The sequence below is a fragment of the Blattabacterium sp. (Periplaneta americana) str. BPLAN genome (assembly GCF_000093165.1).
Taxonomy (GTDB): Bacteria; Bacteroidota; Bacteroidia; order Flavobacteriales; family Blattabacteriaceae; genus Blattabacterium.
Window position 1 is genome coordinate 300,357 of the sequence record NC_013418.2, and the last position, 19,756, is coordinate 320,112.

At 30.3% G+C, this 19,756-nt stretch carries 20 protein-coding genes and 1 tRNA gene; 6 read left to right on the top strand and 15 right to left on the bottom strand.

Annotation, left to right across the window (positions count from 1 at the left end; genetic code table 11):
• The first annotated feature begins 9 nt into the window (after positions 1–9).
• Complete coding sequence (locus BPLAN_RS01430; protein WP_012821437.1) at positions 10–1,071, top strand: diphosphomevalonate/mevalonate 3,5-bisphosphate decarboxylase family protein; 1,062 nt, start codon at positions 10–12, stop codon at positions 1,069–1,071.
• 38 nt (positions 1,072–1,109) lie between these two features.
• Positions 1,110–1,184: transfer RNA gene (locus BPLAN_RS01435), tRNA-His, on the top strand.
• Positions 1,185–1,190: 6 nt separating this feature from the next.
• Here the strand turns inward: BPLAN_RS01435 and BPLAN_RS01440 are convergent.
• Positions 1,191–2,378, bottom strand: coding sequence for a pyridoxal phosphate-dependent aminotransferase (locus tag BPLAN_RS01440; protein ID WP_012821438.1), 1,188 nt, complete (start codon positions 2,376–2,378; stop codon positions 1,191–1,193).
• A 68-nt stretch (positions 2,379–2,446) separates the two neighbouring features.
• Here BPLAN_RS01440 and rsmG point away from each other — a divergent pair, with 68 nt between their 5' ends.
• Positions 2,447–3,058, top strand: a complete 612-nt coding sequence (gene rsmG / locus BPLAN_RS01445; protein WP_012821439.1) for a 16S rRNA (guanine(527)-N(7))-methyltransferase RsmG — start codon at positions 2,447–2,449, stop codon at positions 3,056–3,058.
• A gap of 21 nt (positions 3,059–3,079) precedes the next feature.
• Positions 3,080–4,039 carry an amidohydrolase family protein gene (locus tag BPLAN_RS01450; RefSeq protein ID WP_012821440.1) on the top strand — a complete coding sequence of 320 codons (960 nt, stop codon included), beginning with the start codon at positions 3,080–3,082 and terminating at the stop codon, positions 4,037–4,039.
• Positions 4,040–4,053: 14 nt separating this feature from the next.
• Here the strand turns inward: BPLAN_RS01450 and lysS are convergent, their stop codons facing one another.
• Entirely contained in the window at positions 4,054–5,562 is a 1,509-nt protein-coding gene (gene lysS / locus BPLAN_RS01455; protein WP_041178309.1) for a lysine--tRNA ligase, read from the bottom strand.
• Positions 5,563–5,671: 109 nt separating this feature from the next.
• Between lysS and lipB the strand changes: the two genes are divergently transcribed.
• The gene (lipB, locus tag BPLAN_RS01460) at positions 5,672–6,373 is read left to right on the top strand and encodes a lipoyl(octanoyl) transferase LipB (protein WP_012821442.1); all 702 of its coding nucleotides are present in this window, start codon (positions 5,672–5,674) and stop codon (positions 6,371–6,373) included.
• Here the strand turns inward: lipB and mtaB are convergent.
• From mtaB to BPLAN_RS01510, 10 genes are all read right to left on the bottom strand, one after another.
• A complete protein-coding gene (gene mtaB, locus BPLAN_RS01465) occupies positions 6,357–7,691 on the bottom strand; it encodes a tRNA (N(6)-L-threonylcarbamoyladenosine(37)-C(2))-methylthiotransferase MtaB (protein WP_012821443.1) in 1,335 nt (444 codons plus the stop codon). The two genes, lipB and mtaB, sit on opposite strands and share 17 nt — an antisense overlap.
• A complete protein-coding gene (locus BPLAN_RS01470) occupies positions 7,684–8,319 on the bottom strand; it encodes a peroxiredoxin (RefSeq protein WP_012821444.1) in 636 nt (211 codons plus the stop codon). Before BPLAN_RS01470 ends, mtaB begins: the two co-directional genes overlap by 8 nt.
• A 103-nt stretch (positions 8,320–8,422) precedes the next feature.
• Complete coding sequence (gene dnaG / locus BPLAN_RS01475) at positions 8,423–10,267, bottom strand: DNA primase (RefSeq protein ID WP_012821445.1); 1,845 nt, start codon at positions 10,265–10,267, stop codon at positions 8,423–8,425.
• A gap of 26 nt (positions 10,268–10,293) precedes the next feature.
• Complete coding sequence (rpe, locus tag BPLAN_RS01480; protein ID WP_012821446.1) at positions 10,294–10,956, bottom strand: ribulose-phosphate 3-epimerase; 663 nt, start codon at positions 10,954–10,956, stop codon at positions 10,294–10,296.
• 60 nt (positions 10,957–11,016) lie between these two features.
• Positions 11,017–11,817, bottom strand: a complete 801-nt coding sequence (locus BPLAN_RS01485) for an enoyl-ACP reductase (protein WP_012821447.1) — start codon at positions 11,815–11,817, stop codon at positions 11,017–11,019.
• Positions 11,818–11,864: 47 nt separating this feature from the next.
• Positions 11,865–13,121, bottom strand: a complete 1,257-nt coding sequence (gene metK, locus BPLAN_RS01490; RefSeq protein WP_012821448.1) for a methionine adenosyltransferase — start codon at positions 13,119–13,121, stop codon at positions 11,865–11,867.
• Positions 13,122–13,178: 57 nt separating this feature from the next.
• Positions 13,179–14,255, bottom strand: coding sequence for a bifunctional 3-deoxy-7-phosphoheptulonate synthase/chorismate mutase type II (locus tag BPLAN_RS01495; protein ID WP_012821449.1), 1,077 nt, complete (start codon positions 14,253–14,255; stop codon positions 13,179–13,181).
• A gap of 15 nt (positions 14,256–14,270) precedes the next feature.
• Complete coding sequence (locus tag BPLAN_RS01500) at positions 14,271–15,116, bottom strand: prephenate dehydrogenase (RefSeq protein WP_012821450.1); 846 nt, start codon at positions 15,114–15,116, stop codon at positions 14,271–14,273.
• On the bottom strand, positions 15,113–16,267 hold the full coding sequence (locus tag BPLAN_RS01505; protein WP_012821451.1) for a pyridoxal phosphate-dependent aminotransferase: 1,155 nt from the start codon (positions 16,265–16,267) through the stop codon (positions 15,113–15,115). Before BPLAN_RS01505 ends, BPLAN_RS01500 begins: the two co-directional genes overlap by 4 nt.
• Positions 16,267–17,100 carry a prephenate dehydratase gene (locus BPLAN_RS01510; RefSeq protein ID WP_012821452.1) on the bottom strand — a complete coding sequence of 278 codons (834 nt, stop codon included), beginning with the start codon at positions 17,098–17,100 and terminating at the stop codon, positions 16,267–16,269. Before BPLAN_RS01510 ends, BPLAN_RS01505 begins: the two co-directional genes overlap by 1 nt.
• 189 nt (positions 17,101–17,289) lie before the next feature.
• Between BPLAN_RS01510 and BPLAN_RS01515 the strand changes: the two genes are divergently transcribed.
• Positions 17,290–18,627, top strand: a complete 1,338-nt coding sequence (locus tag BPLAN_RS01515; protein WP_012821453.1) for an Nramp family divalent metal transporter — start codon at positions 17,290–17,292, stop codon at positions 18,625–18,627.
• On the opposite strand, the gene rplI is transcribed toward BPLAN_RS01515, so the two are convergent.
• From rplI to rpsF, 3 genes are read right to left on the bottom strand one after another with little or no spacing between them, the layout of a single operon-like run.
• A complete protein-coding gene (gene rplI, locus BPLAN_RS01520; protein WP_012821454.1) occupies positions 18,624–19,073 on the bottom strand; it encodes a 50S ribosomal protein L9 in 450 nt (149 codons plus the stop codon). The genes BPLAN_RS01515 and rplI overlap by 4 nt on opposite strands.
• 4 nt (positions 19,074–19,077) lie before the next feature.
• Positions 19,078–19,398, bottom strand: a complete 321-nt coding sequence (gene rpsR / locus BPLAN_RS01525; RefSeq protein WP_012821455.1) for a 30S ribosomal protein S18 — start codon at positions 19,396–19,398, stop codon at positions 19,078–19,080.
• Positions 19,395–19,745, bottom strand: coding sequence for a 30S ribosomal protein S6 (gene rpsF / locus BPLAN_RS01530; protein WP_012821456.1), 351 nt, complete (start codon positions 19,743–19,745; stop codon positions 19,395–19,397). The genes rpsR and rpsF overlap by 4 nt, the downstream gene beginning before the upstream one ends.
• Positions 19,746–19,756 lie beyond the last annotated feature (11 nt).

Sequence of the window (19,756 nt, forward strand, 5' to 3'; positions counted from 1 at the left end):
TCGTATTTTTTGAAGAAAAGTTGTTTTTTTTATAGAAAAAAAAAATATTCTCTAGTTCAAAATGGAGTAATTACGAAAAAAAGTCCTTCCAATATCGCTCTAATAAAATATTGGGGAAAGCAAAAAAATAAAATTCAAATTCCGTCTAATTCGTCTATTAGTTATTCTCTAGAAAAAGTTTATACGGAAACACGATTAATTTATCATCTGAGAGAAAAAAAAAAGAGATCTATAAAAATTTTCTTTTCTGGAAAAGAAAATACTAGTTTTCTTCCAAAAATTTTGGAATTTTTTCATAGGATTTCACTTTATTGTTCTTATTTACGAGATTTCAATTTTGTGATAGAAACCAAGAATACTTTTCCACACAGTAGTGGGATAGCATCTTCTGCTTCCTCTATGAGTGCTTTAGCTTTATGTATCATGGAAATAGAAAAAAAATTAGTCTCTTCTTTAGAAGAAGACTTTTTTTTAAGAAAAGCTTCTTTTTTAGCCAGATTTGGTTCTGGAAGCGCCTGTAGATCTATATATCCTGGACTTGTTGTTTGGGGGGGGCACAAATCCATAAAAGGAAGTAATAATCTTTATGCTATCCCTTATCCCTATAAAATACACCCCATTTTTACAAAAATGGGAGATACCATTTTAGTAATAGATGAATATCCTAAAAAAATTTTGAGTTCAAAAGGACATCAACTAATGATTCACAATCCTTATGCTAAAGAAAGATTTAAATGTGCTAATAAAAACATGGATAGACTAATATCCATATTAAAAATGGGAGATTTACAAGAATTTGGAGAATTAATAGAACATGAAGCTTTGACGCTACATGCCATGATTATGACCTCTCATCCCTATTTCTTATGGATGAAACCGAATACACTTCACGTGCTTTATAAAGTATGGGATTTTAGAAAACAAAGCAAAAAAAATATCTATTTTACACTAGATGCAGGAGCAAATGTTCACCTTTTATATCCTATTCAAGAAATAGTTTCCATCAGAAAATGGATATATAGTGATCTTTTTTCTTATTGTAAAAAAATTATCGAAAGTTTTTGTCAATAAAATGGATTGATTGTCTATCTTTGTTATGAACAGAAATGGTGGACGTAGCTCAGTTGGTTTAGAGCATCAGATTGTGGTTCTGAGGGTCGCCGGTTCGAATCCGGTCGTCCACCCATTCATTACATTAATGTTTTTTTTATTCTTGTTAAAGCCTCTATAATTTTCTTCTCTGTGGAAGCATAAGAAATTCGTAGACACTCTTTATCTCCGAAAGCACTTCCACTAACAGTAGCTACTTGAGCTTTTTCAAGTAAAAAGTCAGATAAATCGTCCGAATTTTGAATAATCCTTCCATAAAATTTTTTTCCAAAAAGATCTGAAACCTTTGGAAAAACATAAAAAGCGCCATGTGGTTTATTTATCTGAAATCCATTAATCTCTTTTATCATTTTCAAAACTAAATCTCTTCTTTTTTTAAACTCCTTGATCATATATTTTATTTCACTGGGGGAAGCTTGTAATGCAGAAATGGCTGCACGTTGTGCGATAGAATTAGCACAAGAAGTTATTTGTCCCTGTATTTTATCACAAGACTTAGCAATCCATTCTGGAGCTCCAATATATCCAATTCTCCATCCAGTCATAGAGAAAGCTTTAGATAAACCATTTAAGGTGATGACTTGATTATAGATATCAGGAAAAATAGCAATACTGGTATGTTTTTCTTCGTAACAAATATGTTCATAAATTTCATCAGAAAGAATAAGAATTTTCGGATGTTTCTTAAAAATTTCTGATAATTTTCCTAATTCTTCATAGGAGTAAACACTTCCTGTAGGATTACAAGGTGTACTAAAAATAAACAATTTTGTTTGAGGTGTAATAGCTTCTTCTAACTGTTTTGGATGAATTTTAAAATTTTTTTCCATAGTTGTTGGAATGATAACAGGAGAGGCTTCACACAATTTGACCATCTGGTAATAACTCACCCAATAAGGAGCGGGAATTATCACTTCATCGTTTCGATTAAGTAAAGATAAAAGAGCATTCATAATAGATTGTTTTCCCCCAGTAGAAACAACAATCTGAGACGGTAAATATTTCAATCCATTATCACGAGAAAATTTTTTGCATATTGTTTCTCTAAGTTCTAAATATCCGGATACTGGAGTATAGTAATGATAACCTTCATTAATAGCCTTTTTAGCCGCGTCTAAAACAAAATCCGGTGGATAAAAGTTAGGTTCTCCCAAACTTAAGTTGATAATGTCATATCCTTTATTTTTTAATTCTCTAGCTTTACTAGACATAGCTAGAGTTTGCGAATAAGATATATTTTGCAAACGGTGGGATAATCTATTTTTCATAGATGGATAATTTGAAATGATTACAAATCTAAATAAATTTGATTATAAATTTTTATTCCTCTATCAATATGGAATTGATTCAAAAATATTTTCCAGATCTATTGGATCAACAAATATATAAATTGTCTTCTTTAAAAAAATTATATGCATATTGGAATGCTTATGTAAATCTTATTTCTAGAAAAACATTCCACAATTTTTATCAGCAACATGTTCTTTTTTGTTTAGGAATTGCTAAAGTTTTTACTTTTTTTCCTGGATCATGTGTTATGGACTTAGGAACAGGAGGAGGGTTTCCAGGGATCCCTTTATCCATAGTTTTTCCTCATACAGAATTTATATTAGTGGATTCGATTAGTAAAAAAATTAAAATCGTAGAGAAAATCATATATAATCTGAACATAAAAAATGCGTATACTATTTGTATACGTGCAGAAAAATTGGAAAATAAATTTGATTTTGTGGTTAGCAGAGCTGTGGCAAAAATATCTAAAATTCATAATTGGATCAAAAATAAATTTAGATGTCCATCTATTCATAATGGAGCCTTATATCTAAAAGGAGGAGACCTTTCTGATGAATTAAAAAAATTTCCTCATGCGGTAGAATATCCTCTAATTAATTATTTTAGAGAACCATTTTTTAAAACAAAAAAAGTTATTTGGATTTCCAATATGTAATTTAGATTGAACTCAATTAAGATGAATCCTAAAAAAATTTTTATTGAAAAAGTAAAACAAAAAGGAGGATGGGTGAATGCTCATGCTCACTTGGACAGAGCTTATACTCTTACAAAAAAAAATTTTAAATACTCTTATTTTTCTCTGAAAAAAAAATGGTATTTAGTTGATGAAATGAAACGTTTAGCTACAGAAGAGGACATTTATATTCGTATGGAAAAAGCTTTGGAATCCTTTTTAATACAAGGGACACAAGCTTTATGTACTTTTATTGATGTGGATGAAGTTATTGAAGACAGAGCATTAAAAGCCGCTAATAAATTGAGAAATAATTATGGTCATTCAATACATATTCGTTTTGCTAATCAAGTTCTTAAAGGGGTTTTAGATAAAAAATCGAAATATTGGTTCGATAAATCTGTAGAATTTGTGGATATTATTGGTGGATTACCCGCTAAAGATTATGGAAGAGAAGATGAACATCTCGATATTTTATTAAAAACAGCTAAAAAAAATGGAAAATTAGTACATGTCCATGTAGATCAATTTAATACTGATGAGGAAAAAGAAACTGAAAAATTAGCAAAAAAAACTATTGAATATGGCCTGCAAGGAAAAGTAGTGGCCATACATAGTATTTCTTTAGCCGCACATACTAGAAAATATCGTTATGAAATTTACCAATTAATGAAAAGAGCTAATTTAATGGTAATATCTTGTCCTATTGCTTGGATTGATCATACTAGAAGTGAACGTTTAACTCCCAGTCATAATTCTATTACTCCAGTAGATGAAATGCTTCCTGAAGGAATTATAGTGGCTTTTGGAACCGATAATATCTGTGATATATACAAACCTTTTTCTGATGGAAATCTTTGGATAGAATTACGTGTGATGTTAGAAGCATGTCATTATTATGACATAGACCATTTGGTGAAAATCGCTACGGAAAATGGATTAAAAGTATTAGGATTGAAATAGAAAATTACTATCCTCTACTTCACTTTATTTTCTGGACGCATTTGCGGAAAAAGCAAAACTTCTTGGATAGAATTTTGTTTTGTAAATAACATCACTAATCGGTCTATTCCAATTCCAATTCCTGCTGTAGGAGGCATTCCAAATTCTAAAGCACGTATAAAATCTTTATCCAAAAACATAGATTCCTTTTTTTCGGAAAATTTAATTTGTTCTCGCAAACGATCAAGTTGATCTATAGGATCATTAAGTTCTGAATAGGCATTAGCAATTTCTTGTCCATTGACAATAAGTTCAAAACGTTCTGATAGATTTTTTTTATAACGATGCCTTTTAGTTAAAGGGCTCATTTCTATAGGATAATCAATAATAAAAGTAGGATTTTTGTAATGTTTTTCACATTTTACTTCAAAAATGTTTTCAATCAGTTTTCCTTTGTTCATCTGTGAATTTTCCTCTATATGCAATTTTTGACAAATTTTTCTTAATTCCTCTTCTTCCATCTCTCTAAGATCAAATCCAGTATGTGTTTGAATAGCATCCAATATAGGGATACGAGGAAACGGGGTTTGAAAACTAATAGAATCGTTTTCTATTAAAATGTCCTTAAAATTTTTTTGCATTTGATGAAAAATACACTTCAGAAGTTTTTCTGTAAAATTCATCATCCAGTAATAATCTTTATAAGCTACATAGAGTTCTAATACAGTAAATTCTGGATTATGAAGACGATCCATCCCCTCATTTCTAAAATTTTTTGAAAATTCATAAACTCCGTGAAACCCTCCAATTATAAGTCTTTTCAAATAAAGTTCATTAGCTATACGTAAATACAATGGAATCCCAAGAGAATTATGATAGGTAACGAAAGGACGAGCTACGGCTCCACCAGGAATAGATTGTAGAATAGGAGTATCTACTTCTAGATAACCTTTATCATCCAGAAAATTTCTGATTTTTCGTATTATATGAGTGCGTTTTAAAAAAATTTCTTTTACATGATCATTCACAATAAGATCTACATAACGCATACGATAACGTTGTTCTGGATTGGAAAAAGCATCATATATTTTTTTATTTTTATCCACTTTTACTTGTGGTAATGGACGTAAAGATTTAGAAAGTAAAGTTAACTTCTGGACATGGACAGTAATTTCATTCATTTTAGTCTTAAATAAAAAACCTTGAACTCCAATAATATCTCCTATATCTATAAGTTTTTTTAAAAGAATATTGTAGGATTCTTCTTTTCCTATTTTTTCTGAATCAAAATGATTCTTCTTAAAGTAGATTTGGATACGTCCTGTATGGTCTTTAATTTCTCCAAAAGAAGCCTTTCCTAAAATACGCAAACGGATTAAACGTCCAGCTATCCTAATGGATTCCTTTTCTGTAAAATTTTCTTGTATATTAATAATAGGAATTTTTATTCTATATTCATCTGATGGATAAGGATTTAAACCTAATAATTTTAGTTCCTTTAATTTTTTTCTACGTATAATTTGTTGTTCTGATAAATTTTGCATAAAAATATCCTTATTCATTTCATGCAGAGTCCCGGATGTTATAGTCATAAACCATACGAAGGTACATTTGTTTTTTTGATTATATTAAATAAATTTTTAATAAAAAACGATGAAAAAAAAAATCCTATTTTTCGAGGACTTAGGAATGAAAGGATATAAAGAAACTTGGGAATATCAAAAAATATTGTTTAATAACCTGATCCAAAAAAAAGTAAAAAATAGACTTTTTCAAAAAGAAAAACCTGGACATTTGCTATTTGTAGAACATCCCCATGTATATACTATAGGGAAAAATGGAAAAAATAAACATTTATTAGTCTCCTCGGATTTTTTAAAAAAAATAGATGCTGGATTTTATCAAACCGATAGAGGAGGAGATATCACTTACCATGGTCCTGGGCAACTGGTTGCATATCCAATTTTAAATATGGATTATTTTTTTACGGATATTCATAAATACTTACGTCTTTTGGAAGAAGTTATTATCCATTTTTTATTAAGAAATTATGGAATAAAAGGAGAGAGAGAAAAAGGAAAAACAGGAGTTTGGTTAATAAAAAATGGAATATCTAGGAAAATATGTGCGATAGGAATCAGAATGAGTCGTTGGGTTACTATGCATGGGTTTGCTCTAAATGTAAATACAGATTTACGATATTTTGATCATATCATTCCTTGTGGAATTTTCAATAAAGAAGTAACTTCCTTAAAGAAAGAATTACAAAATCATATCTCCTTTTCCGAGGTAAAACATTTAGTAAAAAAATCTTTTCAAGAAATTTTTAATGTAGAATTCATTCATCCTCTATAACAGATTTAGCTATCACGACCCCATCTTGATCTACTTTCGTTAGTAGCACATCTTGTACTGTATTTGCAAATAAGGGATTCGAATCGATTTTTGTTCGAATATAATTTTCCGTATATCCATACAAATATCCGTGATTCACAGAATTATTTTCAAACAAAACGGTTTTTTTCGTATGGATCTGTTTTTCACAAAAAGAACGATATTTTTGTTTGGAAAGAACTCTTAATATTATTTTCCGTTTTCTTTGTACTTCTGGAGAGACCTTTTTCTGTATGGAAAGAGATTTTGTATTTGGTCTTTGAGAATAGGGAAATATATGTAGAAAAGAAATTTCTAATTTTTTCAAAAAATGATAAGTTTCTAAAAAATGTTCATGTGTTTCTCCAGGAAATCCAACAATGATATCTGAACCTATATAAGCATCCGGGATTAAATTACGGATGTATTGTACTTTTTCTTGATAAAGCTCTCGTCTATAACGTCTCTGCATTTTTCCCAAAATATAATTACTTCCAGATTGCAAAGGAATATGAAAATGAGGCATAAAAAGCCTGCTTTTCGATAAAAATTCAATACATTTCTCTTTCAATAAATTAGGTTCTATTGAAGATAAACGTATTCTTCCTCTTCCCTCTTCTTTGATTTGATCTATAGCCTGTATCAAATCAAAAAAAGTATAGGAACGACCTGGATGGTTCCCATATATCTTTTTTCCATAGTCACCAATATTTATTCCTGTTAACACTATCTCTTTTATTCCTTTTTTAAAAAGAAACCTTATATTTTTCAATATATTTTCTATACTCTCAGAACGAGAAAAACCTCTTGAAATGGGAATGATGCAATAACTACACTTGTAATCACATCCATCCTGAATTTTAAAAAAAGAACGAGTCCTGTCTCCAATAGAATAGGAGGGAAAATAAGAATTTGTTTCCTTTGAAATAATTTTTGCAGGATTTTTTTTGAATAAATTTGCTTGATCAAGATAGTCTATTATTTGAAATTTTTCTTTCATTCCCAAAACTAGATCTACACCGGGAAAGGAAGAAATTTCTTTTGGATGAATTTGAGCATAACATCCTATCGCTATAATAAAAGCTTTTGCATTTTTCTTCATAAAAAAACGTACTACATACTTGAAATCTTTCTCGGCCTTTTCAGTTACAGAACAAGTATTTATCACATAAATGTCTGCGACACTCTTGAAAGAGACAAGTTCATAATTTGAATTCGAAAGTTTTCTTGCTATAGTAGAAGTCTCTGCGTAATTTAATTTGCACCCTATTGTATAAAATGCTATTTTTTTTCTATTCATCTGAAGATGAATAAAAATCTAAAAGTCCACGATGACTAGCCTTAATAGCTCTTTTTCCCTTTATCCAGTTTGCTGGGCAAACTTCTCCACTTTTTTCATAATACTGAAGTGCGTCTATCATACGAATGGCTTCATTGACATTCCTACCTAAAGGAAAGTCATTGATTAAAATATGTCGGATGATTCCTTGTTTGTCTATTAAAAATAAACCTCTATAAGCAATAAGTTCTCCAGTGGATTTTAACTCTTCCTTATCGAAAATCCAATCTCCAGATAAAACCCCATAGTTATGGGATATGGTTTTATTTATGTCAGAAACAAGAGGATAAGTGACCCCATATATTCCTCCTTTTTCTTTTGGGATTTGTAACCAGGCCCAGTGGGATTGTTCTGTATCCGTAGATATCGCAATAACTTGCACATTTCTGGATTCAAAATCCTTCATTTTTTCTTGAAAGGCATATATTTCTGTGGGGCAGACAAAAGTAAAATCCTTGGGATAGAAAAAAAGCAAGACATATTTACTTCCCTGAAACTTTTCTAAAGTAAAATTTTTTACAATATCTTTTCCATTCAATACCGCACTAGCTGTAAAATTAGGCGCTTTCTTTGCAATTAATGTATTCATTTTTCGATATTTTATATGCACGAATTTACCAAAATTCTTATAAGAATCAAAAATAAATCAAAAGGATTGTTTTATTTTCTGTAATAGGATTAGGCTATTTTTTTTAGACATATCTATGTAACTTCTTATTAAGTTCGTTTTTTAAATTTGTTAAATACATGATTTTTTTTAGAATCATTTGATTCTTATCCCTTCGTATTTCTTTCTGAAAATTACGGATTTCTTGTTGAATTAATTTCAAAATATATTGGGTTTTATATCTCAATAAAATGTCCATGAGATATCGATCTATGTTTTCTTCTTGGGAGGACACTTCAATTCCTTTTCTATTCCATTGGGATAATGAATAAGATTTTTTCTTTTTTTCATCTTCTACAACAAAAGAAGGGTTCTTTTCTAGATTTTCTTTTTGCAAACAGATTTTATCAAATATTTTTTGATGAGAATCCAAAGAAAAACGAAAATTATAATCTTGAAAAGTATGGAATATTTCTTCGAAAACCGTAGTAGTATGGGTCCCTCCTTTTTTAAATATTTTATTCCCATAATTCAAAATCAGCTGAATCAATTTTTCTTCAAGGAGAAGAAGAGTATTATTTCTTTCTGAATTAAGGCGAATTGGATGATTCTCAATCTTTTTATATAGTTTTTTTTTCTTATTTATTCGTTCCAATTCATAAATTAGAACTTCTTGACGAAGTTGGAATAACTTAGAAGTTTCTTGTATGTATAATTCCCTTTGAAGAAGATTGGGAATTTTTGAAATACTCTTCAAAATATTCGAAACTAAAAAGGATTTTTTTATGGGATCATCTTGGTGGAATTTTTCATATATTTTTTTTTTGAAAGAAATAAAATGATAACTTTTTTTTCCTAAAAATTCTCTTAATTGAGAAGAGGAATATTTTTTAGCCAAATAATCTGGATCTTCCCCGTTATAAAAAAATAATATCCGTAGATCCATCTCTTGTTCCAAGATCATATTAATCACTCTTAAAGAAGCTTGAATACCAGAACGATCTCCATCATAAAAAAGAACGATAGATTTCGTGAATCTCTTGATTAACAAGATTTGATCTATGGTTAGTGAAGTTCCAGAGGAGGAAACTACATTTTTTATTCCAGATTGATGTAGAGAAAGGACATCTGTATATCCTTCTACTAAATAACAAAGGTCCTCTTTTAAAATATTTTTTTGAGCTTGAAATAAACCATATAAAATTTTACTTTTTTGAAAAATATCGTTTTCGGATGAATTTAAATATTTGATAGAACGTGAAGAATTATCAATTTTCCTACCTCCAAATCCTATAACCCTTCCTGATAGATCATGTATGGGAAACATCACTCTTTTACGAAAACAGTCAAAATGATTAGATCTTTTGAATCCAGTAAGACCAGATTTTTTTAAATCCTGTATTTGAAACCCTTTTTTTAAAGCGGTTTCCGTAAATTTTGTCCAAAAGGAAGGTGCAAAACCCAATTCAAATTGATGAATTATTTTCATATTAAGACCTCTTTGTTTCATCAAATAAATCAATCCTATTTCTTGACCTTCTTTTGTGTAAGACAATTGTTTCATGAAAAAACATTTTGCATAATCTTGTATTAAGTATAAATTTTCATGATCTATTTTCCTAATAAATGTATTTTTCTTTTCTTCCTGAATTTTAATATCATACTTTTTAGCTAAATAATGTAATGATTCTACATAAGTATAATTTTCGTGTTCCATAAGAAAAGTGATAATATTTCCCCCTTTTCCAGAACTAAAATCCTTCCATATTTTTTTTATAGGAGAAACTATTAGAGACGGAGTTTTTTCATTGGAAAAGGGACTAAGTCCTCTATAATTTAAGCCGCTTTTTTTTAAGGAAATAAAATCTCCAATGACTTCTTCTATACAAGAAACGGAAAATATTCTTTTTATAGTTTCTTTAGATATCATGATATCTTATCTGAATAGACTAAAAATTAAGTTTTTCCAAATTTCATTCTATGAATCATTTTTTGGGGATTTTCATTAGAAAAAATAGTAGTTCCTGCTACTAAGATATCCGCTCCATTTTTGAACAATAAAGAAGCATTTTCTAAATTCACCCCTCCATCCACTTCTATAAGCGCAGAAGAATGTTTTTTTAAGATTAAATCTTTAGTATCTTCTAGTTTTTGATAGGTTTTTTTGATAAACTTTTGTCCACTAAACCCAGGATTGACGCTCATTAACAAAACGAAATCTATATCTTGAATAATATCTTGTAAAAGATAAACTGGAGTGTGAGGATTGACTGCTATCCCCACTTTCATTCCAGATTTTTTAATAGAAAAAATAGTCCTGTTTAAATGAATACAAGCTTCATAATGAATATGTAAGTGATCTGCTCCACATACCTTAAATTGTTCTATGTAGCGTTCCGGTTGCATAATCATTAAATGAACATCCATGGATTTATTTTTATTGGCATATTTTTTGACAGATTTTACAAAGGAGCTTCCAAAAGAAATATTAGAAACAAAAGAGGAATCCATAATATCAATGTGGTACCAATCCGCTTCACTTTCATTCAACATTTTTATATCACGATATAAAAAGGCCAAATCTGCTGAAAGTAGAGATGGAGCAATAATTCTTTTCATATGATATTATATTTGGTTTCTAATTTTAGATATTTTTTCTCAACGAATAGGAGCAAGTAATCAAGAAATCATCGTTTCACTAATGCCGGTATTAGAAAAACCTCCATCATGATACAAATTTTGCATCGTCACTTTTTTTGTCAAATCCGAAAAAAGTGTAATGATATAGTTTGCACAATCTTGTGCAGATGCGTTTCCTAAAGGGGATATTTTTTCAGATAATAGAAAAAATTTGTGAAACCCTTTAATAGACTTTGCTGCTTTAGTTATAGTAGGAGATTGTGAAACTGTATTTACTCTAACTTTTTTTTTAACTCCCCAATGATAACCAAAATTCCGTGTAATGCTTTCCAGATAGGACTTATAATCCGACATATCTCCATAATGAGGAAAACTCCGTTGAGAAGCAATATATGTGAGAGCCACTATAGATCCCCATTTGTTCATTGCGTTTTTTTCCCATGCGGTTTGCATGATCTTGTGATAAGATACGGCAGATATTTCCCACCCCTTTTTCAAGAATTCATAGTTAAGAGATGTGTAAGAACATTCTTTTCGAATATTTATGGACATAGCTATGGAATGCAAAAGAAAATCTATTTTTCCTCCAAAATGATCTAAAGTTTTATCAAACAAAAAATTAAGATCCGCAATAGAAGTAGCATCTGCCGGAATCACTCTAGATTTTGTCTTATGAGATAATTCATGAATTTTCCCCATTCTCAAAGAGGCAGGAGTGTTGGTTAAAATAAAAGACGCCTTTTCTTCATAAGCACGTTCTGCTACTTTCCAAGCAATAGAATTTTCATCCAAAGCACCAAATATAATTCCTTTCTTTCCCTTCAATAAATTGTAAGACATAGTGAAATGAAAAATTTAACTAAAAATACCTATTTTTTTTTGAAGAATTATTCCATGTTAAAAACTTCTTTGATCACAGGCAAATAATCCAATTTTTCCCAGGTAAACAGTTCGACTTCTTGTTTTTTTTGATGACCTTCTATATCCGAAAAACATTTCCATACTTTTCTTGGTTTTTTCCCCATATGTCCATATACAGCTGTTTCTTCATATATTGGTTGACGTAATTTTAATCTTTTTGTGATAGCATAAGGACGTAAATCAAAAATTTTTTGAATCTTTACTACAATATCTTCATCAAGAAGTTTTCTTTTAGAGGTTCCATAAGTATTTACATAAATCCCCATCGGCTCCGACACTCCAACTGCATAGGATATTTGTATCAACAATTCATCTGCAATTCCTGCTGCTACAAGATTTTTAGCAATATGTCTAGCCGCATAAGCTCCAGATCTATCCACTTTAGAAGGATCTTTTCCAGAAAAGGCTCCTCCTCCATGAGCCCCTTTCCCTCCATAAGTATCCACAATAATTTTTCTTCCGGTAAGGCCAGTATCTCCATGAGGTCCTCCAGTAACAAATTTCCCTGTAGTATTTATGTAATATTTTGTTCTATCCGTAAATAATTTTTTAATTTCCTTAGAGAAGAGATTCTTGACTCTTGGAATCAAAATATTTTTAATATCTTGAACTATTCGTTCCTGCATTCTTTCTTTTGTATCGAATTCATCATGTTGAGTTGAAATAACAATCGCGTGAATATGTATAGGGACATTCTTCTCAGAATATTCTAAAGTTACTTGAGATTTAGCGTCTGGACGTAAATAAGGCATTTTTTCTCCTTCATTTCGTATAGAAGAAAGTTCCCTTAGGAGATGATGTGACATCTCTAATGAGAGAGGCATATAATTCTCTGTTTCTTTAATGGCATAACCAAATACAATTCCCTGATCTCCAGCTCCTTGATCACTTTTATTCAAACTTCTTATCCCCTGTAATAGATCCATAGACTGTTCTTGAATAGCAGAAAGTATTCCACAAGAATCAGCATTGAACCTGTATTCATTTTTAGTATATCCAATTTTTCTAAGGATATCACGAGCTATTTTCTGAACATTTACATAATTTTTAGAATTTACTTCTCCAGATAAGATGATTTGCCCTGTGGTCACTAAAGTTTCTATAGCGACTTTTGCTTCTGGATCATATGCTAAAAAATGATCTAATATAGCATCCGATATCTGGTCAGAAATTTTATCAGGATGTCCCTCTGAAACAGATTCGCTAGTGAATAAATAAGCCATTTTTTTTTCTTTGATGACGGATCTGATCTTTGAACTTTTCCTTCATCCATTCTAGAATTAGATTCTATTTTGAATATTCATGGATTCTTGATGCAATAGTTTGAAAACCCCTTCAAGGAGTTCTTCCGAAATCCCTAAACTTTTACCTAATTTTAGATATTTTTTCATAATAGAATCCCATCGATTTGGTTGAAAAATCGTTATATCTGCGGATTTCTTAAAGGTTCCTAATTTTTTGGAAATTTTCATTCTTTCTGCTAAGAGAGCAATAAGATTTTCATCTATTTCATCAATAAATATTCTTAAAGAATCTAAATTATTCTGATTTTTCTCATGACATGTATTAGAACCGGTCAACTGTTTTAACATTTCTAAAAGTTTTTCCGGAGTAATCTGTTGTTGAGCATCACTCCATGCATGATCTGGATCACAATGACTTTCTATCATCAATCCATCATATTTAAAATGATAAGCAGTTTTTGCAATATCTAAAATTCCTTCTTTATTTCCGCAAATATGTGAAGGATCACATATCACAGGAATTCTAGGAAGAAGATTCCTAAAATTGAACAAAAGATTCCAGTTCGGTTGATTACGGTATTTCGAGGTTTTATAAGTGTAAAAACCACGGTGTATCACACCTAACTTTCTTATCCCTTTTCCTAAAAAACGTTCTAAAGCTCCTATCCACAATTCTATATCGGGATGTATAGGATTTTTTACTAAAATAATTTTATCTTCTTTCCCTTCTAAAGAATCTGCTATCTCTTGAACCGTAAATGGACTGGCCGTACTTCTTGCTCCTATCCAAAGAACATCTATATCAAAAGATAACGCCAATTTTACATGTTCTGCATTAGCTATTTCTGTAGAAACCATTAATCCTGTACGTCTTTTTACATTCTTAAGCCATTTAAGTCCCTGTACCCCTATCCCTTCAAAATTATTTGGTTTAGTTCTAGGTTTCCATATCCCTGCTCTAAATACTTGTACATAGGATGGATCTAACTTTCTAGCGGTTTCCATTATTTGTTGTTCGCTCTCTGCACTACAAGGACCAGATATGGTTAGAGGTTTATCAAATTTTTCAATCCAAGATCTGTCTATACTATTATTCAGAATATCTTTTTCCATCACAATACATTTAATTTATACATATTTTTTTTTTATATCGTTTGCCTTTTTTATATACTGATCAATTTTATGAAATTCTTTATTTCTTAAATAGTTACGAACTATTTTTAAATGATTCATATAAGCATCTATAGCTTGAATCAAATTTTTTCTATTAGAAATAAAAATAGGTAACCACGTTTCAGGATTGCTTCTCGCCAAACGTGTAGTAGAATACAATCCACTTCCCATCATATTATTAAAAATATCTTCCTTCTTTTCAAATTTTTTTAAAACTGTATTAGCTAAAGAGAAGGAGATGACATGAGGTAAATGAGATCCATAGGAAATATAAAAATCATGTTCTTTAGAGGTTAAATAAATCCTACGCATTTTCATAGTAGAGTAAATTCTTTCTGTCATAGAAATCGCATCTGGAGCACTGAGTTCAGAATCGCAAAAAATACAATTTTTTTTATAAAAAAGATCTGAATAAGCTGAAATAGGTCCAGAATTTTCAATTCCTGCAATAGGATGTGTAGCCACAAAACGACTTCTTTTTGGATGAGAAAAAACCCGATTACAAATATCATACTTTGTAGATCCCGTATCTAAAATAACTGTGTCATTCCTGATTTTGTTGAGAATAATTGGAAGGATTTTTTCGATCCCATCTACAGGAATAGATAAAATGATAACGGAAGATTGTAGAATCAGATCCTGTAAAGGGATTATTTCATCTACAATTCCAAGTTTTACGGCATTCAAAGCATTTTCTTGATTAGAGTCTGTTCCTAGGTATTTATCTCCAAAATTGGATTTTCGTAACCCTAAACTCATCGAACCACCGATCAAGCCTAATCCTATAATTCCAATATTCATGAAATAATTCTATTTTTTGCTTCTTCCAAAGTATTTACAGGACGACACATAGACAATCTTACATATCCTTTTCCCTGATCCCCAAAAATGCTTCCAGGTGTAATAAATATGTGATAATTTTTTAGAATTTTCTCTGACCATTCACGATCATTTTTATCTACATCTGTAATTTTTGCCCAAACAAAGATTCCAGAACTATTTCTCCTATATTCTAAATATAGACGATCACATATGTCCCATAGAATTTTTTGACGTTTTAAATATTCTGTATTCAGTTTTTTAAACCATTCTGAATCATGATTCATGGCTTCTATAGCCCCAATCTGTATAGGATAATACATCCCAGAATCCATTTGGCTTTTTACTTTTATGATATTTTGAATAAATTCAGGGTTCCCTATTACCATTCCAACACGCCATCCTGCCATATTATAACTTTTACTTAAAGAATTTAATTCTAAAGCAATATCTTTAGCTTCTTTAATATTAAAAATACTCAATGGACGTTGATTATTTAAGATGAAACTATAAGGATTATCATGAACAAGTAAAATATGGTTTTTTTTAGCAAAAAAAACCACTTCTTCTAACTGTTCAAAAGTAATAGTGGCGCCTGTAGGCATATGAGGATAATTGATCCACATAATCTTTACCTTAGACAGATTTTTCTTTTCCAAAAAGGGGATATTTGGGAACCAATCATTGCTTTCTTGAAGATCATAATAAATAATTTCCGATTCGAAAAGTTTAGAAATAGAGGAATAAGTTGGATATCCTGGATTTGGGATTAATACTTGATCTCCTTTGTCTAAATAAGACATGCTTATATGCATAATTCCCTCTTTAGACCCCATTAAAGGCAATATCTCCTTGTTATAATCCACTTTCACTTGATAGGTCTTTCCATACCAATCAGCCATGGCTTTACGCAAATTTTCTATTCCGATATAGCTTTGATAAGTGTTTGCCTCCTCCAATTCAGATGCTTCTTTCATTTTATAAATCACCCCATTTGGAGGAAGAAGATCCGGATTTCCAATTCCTAAATTAATCACTCCTATCCCCTTCTCTTCAAGAAGATGAATCTCTTTCATTTTTTCGGAAAAGAAGTATTCCGATATTTGATGCATTCTTTTTGCTGCTCCAATCATTAAGATCTGATTCTACCATTTTTATATTCTCCCATAATAGAAAATTTATGAAGACATGGAATTTTTTGTATACGTTCTTTCATCATCTCATAATCTTTTATGCTATTGAATATAATATCTACATAAAATGAATATTCCCAAGGTCTTTGTATAATAGGAATAGATTGTATTTTAGTCATATTAATTCCAAGACTGGATATAAGACTCAAAATCTGAGACAAACTTCCAGTAGTATGTAAAATTTTGAATCTTAGTGAAGCTTTATTAAAATTATTTTCTTTTTTCGAAGAATTTTTAATGACAAAAAATCTGGTAAAGTTCCTTGTAATGGTTTGTATATTTTTAGAAATGATTTCTAACCCATATTCTTTAGCCGCATCTGCAGAGGCAATCGCCGCTAAACCTTTTTTCTTACATTTAGAAATGTATTTAGCGGCAGCTGCCGTATCCGAGTATTTGGAGATTTTTATATCAGAATGTTCCTCTAGAAAGGATTCACATTGTAAAAGAGCCATGGGATGAGAATAAATTTCCTTAATATCTTTTACTTCCTGTCCAGGAAAAGCCATTAAATGATGTTGTATAGGCATGTAGACTTCTCCCACTATTCTTAAATTGTATTCAGATAAAAGACTGTAGTTTGTCAAAATAGTTCCCGCTATGGTATTTTCTATAGCCATCACTCCAATATCCACATCGGATTTAGCCACGGAACTGGCAACTTCTCTAAAGGAAGAACACTCCATCAATTTATAATGAAAACCCTCAAAATATCTGGAAACTGCTGCATGATGAAAACACCCCTTTACCCCTTGTATAGCTATTTTTTTCATCTAATCAATCTACACACACATAATATAGTACGTACAGATCAAAGGTATAAAATAATTTGATTTTATGCAATTTCATTCTGTTTTTTTTCAGGAAAATAAGAATGGATTTTCCCATTCCTATTGGACTTCCACGCAAATAAAAACAAGGAAAACGGTTAACTTTATATTTTCATTTCATATTTATTTTATATGCCAAAAAATAGGTATTCTATAAAAGGATGGAAAAAAGAGAATAAGTATCCTTCCCTTTCGGAAGTTTTTTCTTCTGTTTCTGTTCCTCAAAAAAAGGGAAAATGGAAAAAATTATTGGCTTTCACTGGACCAGGATTATTGATTGCCGTTGGATATATGGACCCAGGAAATTGGGCAACAGATATTGCTGGAGGAGCTCAATTTGGATACATGCTTTTATCCGTTATTTTTATATCCAATCTTTTTGCTATAATCTTACAACATTTGGCTCTTAAATTAGGAATTGTTTGTGAACGGGATTTAGCACAAGCTTGTAGAGACCATTATCCCCCATTTATTAGTTTTATCTTATGGATTTTATGTGAAGTAGCTATTGCTGCTTGTGATTTAGCAGAAATTATTGGTTCTGTGTTAGCCTTAAAATTGCTTTTTGGGATTCCCATAACATGGGGGGTATTAATTACTGCTATAGATGTTTTGCTTATTTTATTTTTTCAATATAAAGGGTTCAGATACATTGAAAGTGTAGTTGCTGCGTTAATTTTTACAATTTTAGTTTGTTTTAGTTTTGAAATTATTAGTTCTAAACCAGAAATTATTCCCATTTTAAAAGGAATTATCCCTAATCCGGAAATAATAAAAAATTCGCATTCTTTCTATATATCTATTGGAATTCTAGGGGCGACAGTCATGCCTCATAATCTATACCTACATTCAAGTATTATACAAACTAGGAATTATCCACGTACTATTGAAGGGAAAAAGATGGCCATAAAATATGCCACTATAGATAGTACGTTATCTTTATCCTTAGCTTTTTTTATCAATGCGGCTATATTAATTATATCTTCCGCTACTTTTCATAGATATGGACATACAGAAGTAGCAGATATTATGGACGCACATAAACTTTTAACCCCTATACTCGGTTCTAGTCTCTCTGGAATTTTTTTTGCTTTAGCTTTACTAGCCTCAGGACAAAATTCAACACTTACTGGAACTTTAGCTGGACAAATTGTAATGGAAGGCTTTCTTCACATTCGATTAAAACCATGGATAAGAAGATTAATAACAAGACTCATCGCTATTGTTCCAGCTATGATTACTTCTATTATTTATGGAGAGAAAGGAACTGCTGAATTACTAATAATTAGTCAAATTATTTTATCAATACAATTAAGTTTCGCTATTATTCCCTTAGTAAATTTTACAGGAAATTCTGATAAAATGGGATCATTTGTAAATGGACCTGTTTTAAAAATATTAGCTTGGATTATCACCGTCATTATCGTGATACTCAATTTATTCTTATTATATGACACTTTAATAAATTAGTCAGCTACTACTTCAAAATTTAGGGGAAATTCCCGTTGACGATGTAAACGTATACAGGCCTGATGTTTTCCAATCGTTTTAATAACTTTATTTCCAGGAATTCTGATAAATTTTTTTTCTATAGAAATCCCTTCTTTGTGCAAAGCTTCCATCAATTCTTGATTATTAATTGAACCGAACAATTTTCCTCCTCTTCCTACTTTAGCTGTTATTTTTATAGTCAATTGTTTTAATTTTTTTTCTATTTCTTTGGATTTCTCAATGAAAAAACTTTCCTTTTTAGAGCGTTGTTTTAATATTTCTTGAATATTTTTCACTTCTCCAGGTAAAGCGATAATAGCATACCCTTTAGGAATTAAATAGTTTCTAGCATATCCTGGTTTCACATTTAATTCATCATATTGAAACCCCAAATTTTCCACGTCTTTTTTGAGAATAATTTTCATTTTTTTATCTTAAGTCATCTGTAACAAAAGGTAAAAGTCCAATTTGTCGGCATCTTTTTATAGCCGCATTTAATTTATTTTGATTCTTTTGTAAAGTTCCTGTAATACGACGTGGCAATATTTTACCTTGCGCATTCAGAAATTTGATCAAAAATATAGGGTCTTTATAATCTATATACTTAATATTTCTTTGTTTAAAATAACAATATTTTTTTTCTATTTTAGTTTCTATCTTAAGAGGAGATAAGTATCTTAAATCGCTGTCTCCCCCTTGTTGTTGTTTTGTATTATGATGGGTTTGATTGATCTCCTCTTCTAAAATCATAATTCTTGGTCTTTTTTTAATAATTTATTTCTCCTTCTTTCTGCATATTCTATTCCATCTTTATTTAATTTTACAGTGATAAAACGTAAAATACGTTCGTCTTGTCTTAATTTCAATTCTAAATCAGATACTAAATTAGAACTTAATAAAAACTCAAATAAATGATAACATCCACTTTGTTTTTTTTGAATAGGATAAGCTAATTTTTTTAATCCCCAATGTTCCTGATGAACTATTTTTCCATTTTTTTGGATAAGATAATTTTCATACTCTTTTGCCGTTTTTTTTGCTTGATCATCAGACAAAATAGGAGTGATTATCATGATATTTTCATAATGTCTCAGCATTGGAATTTTTT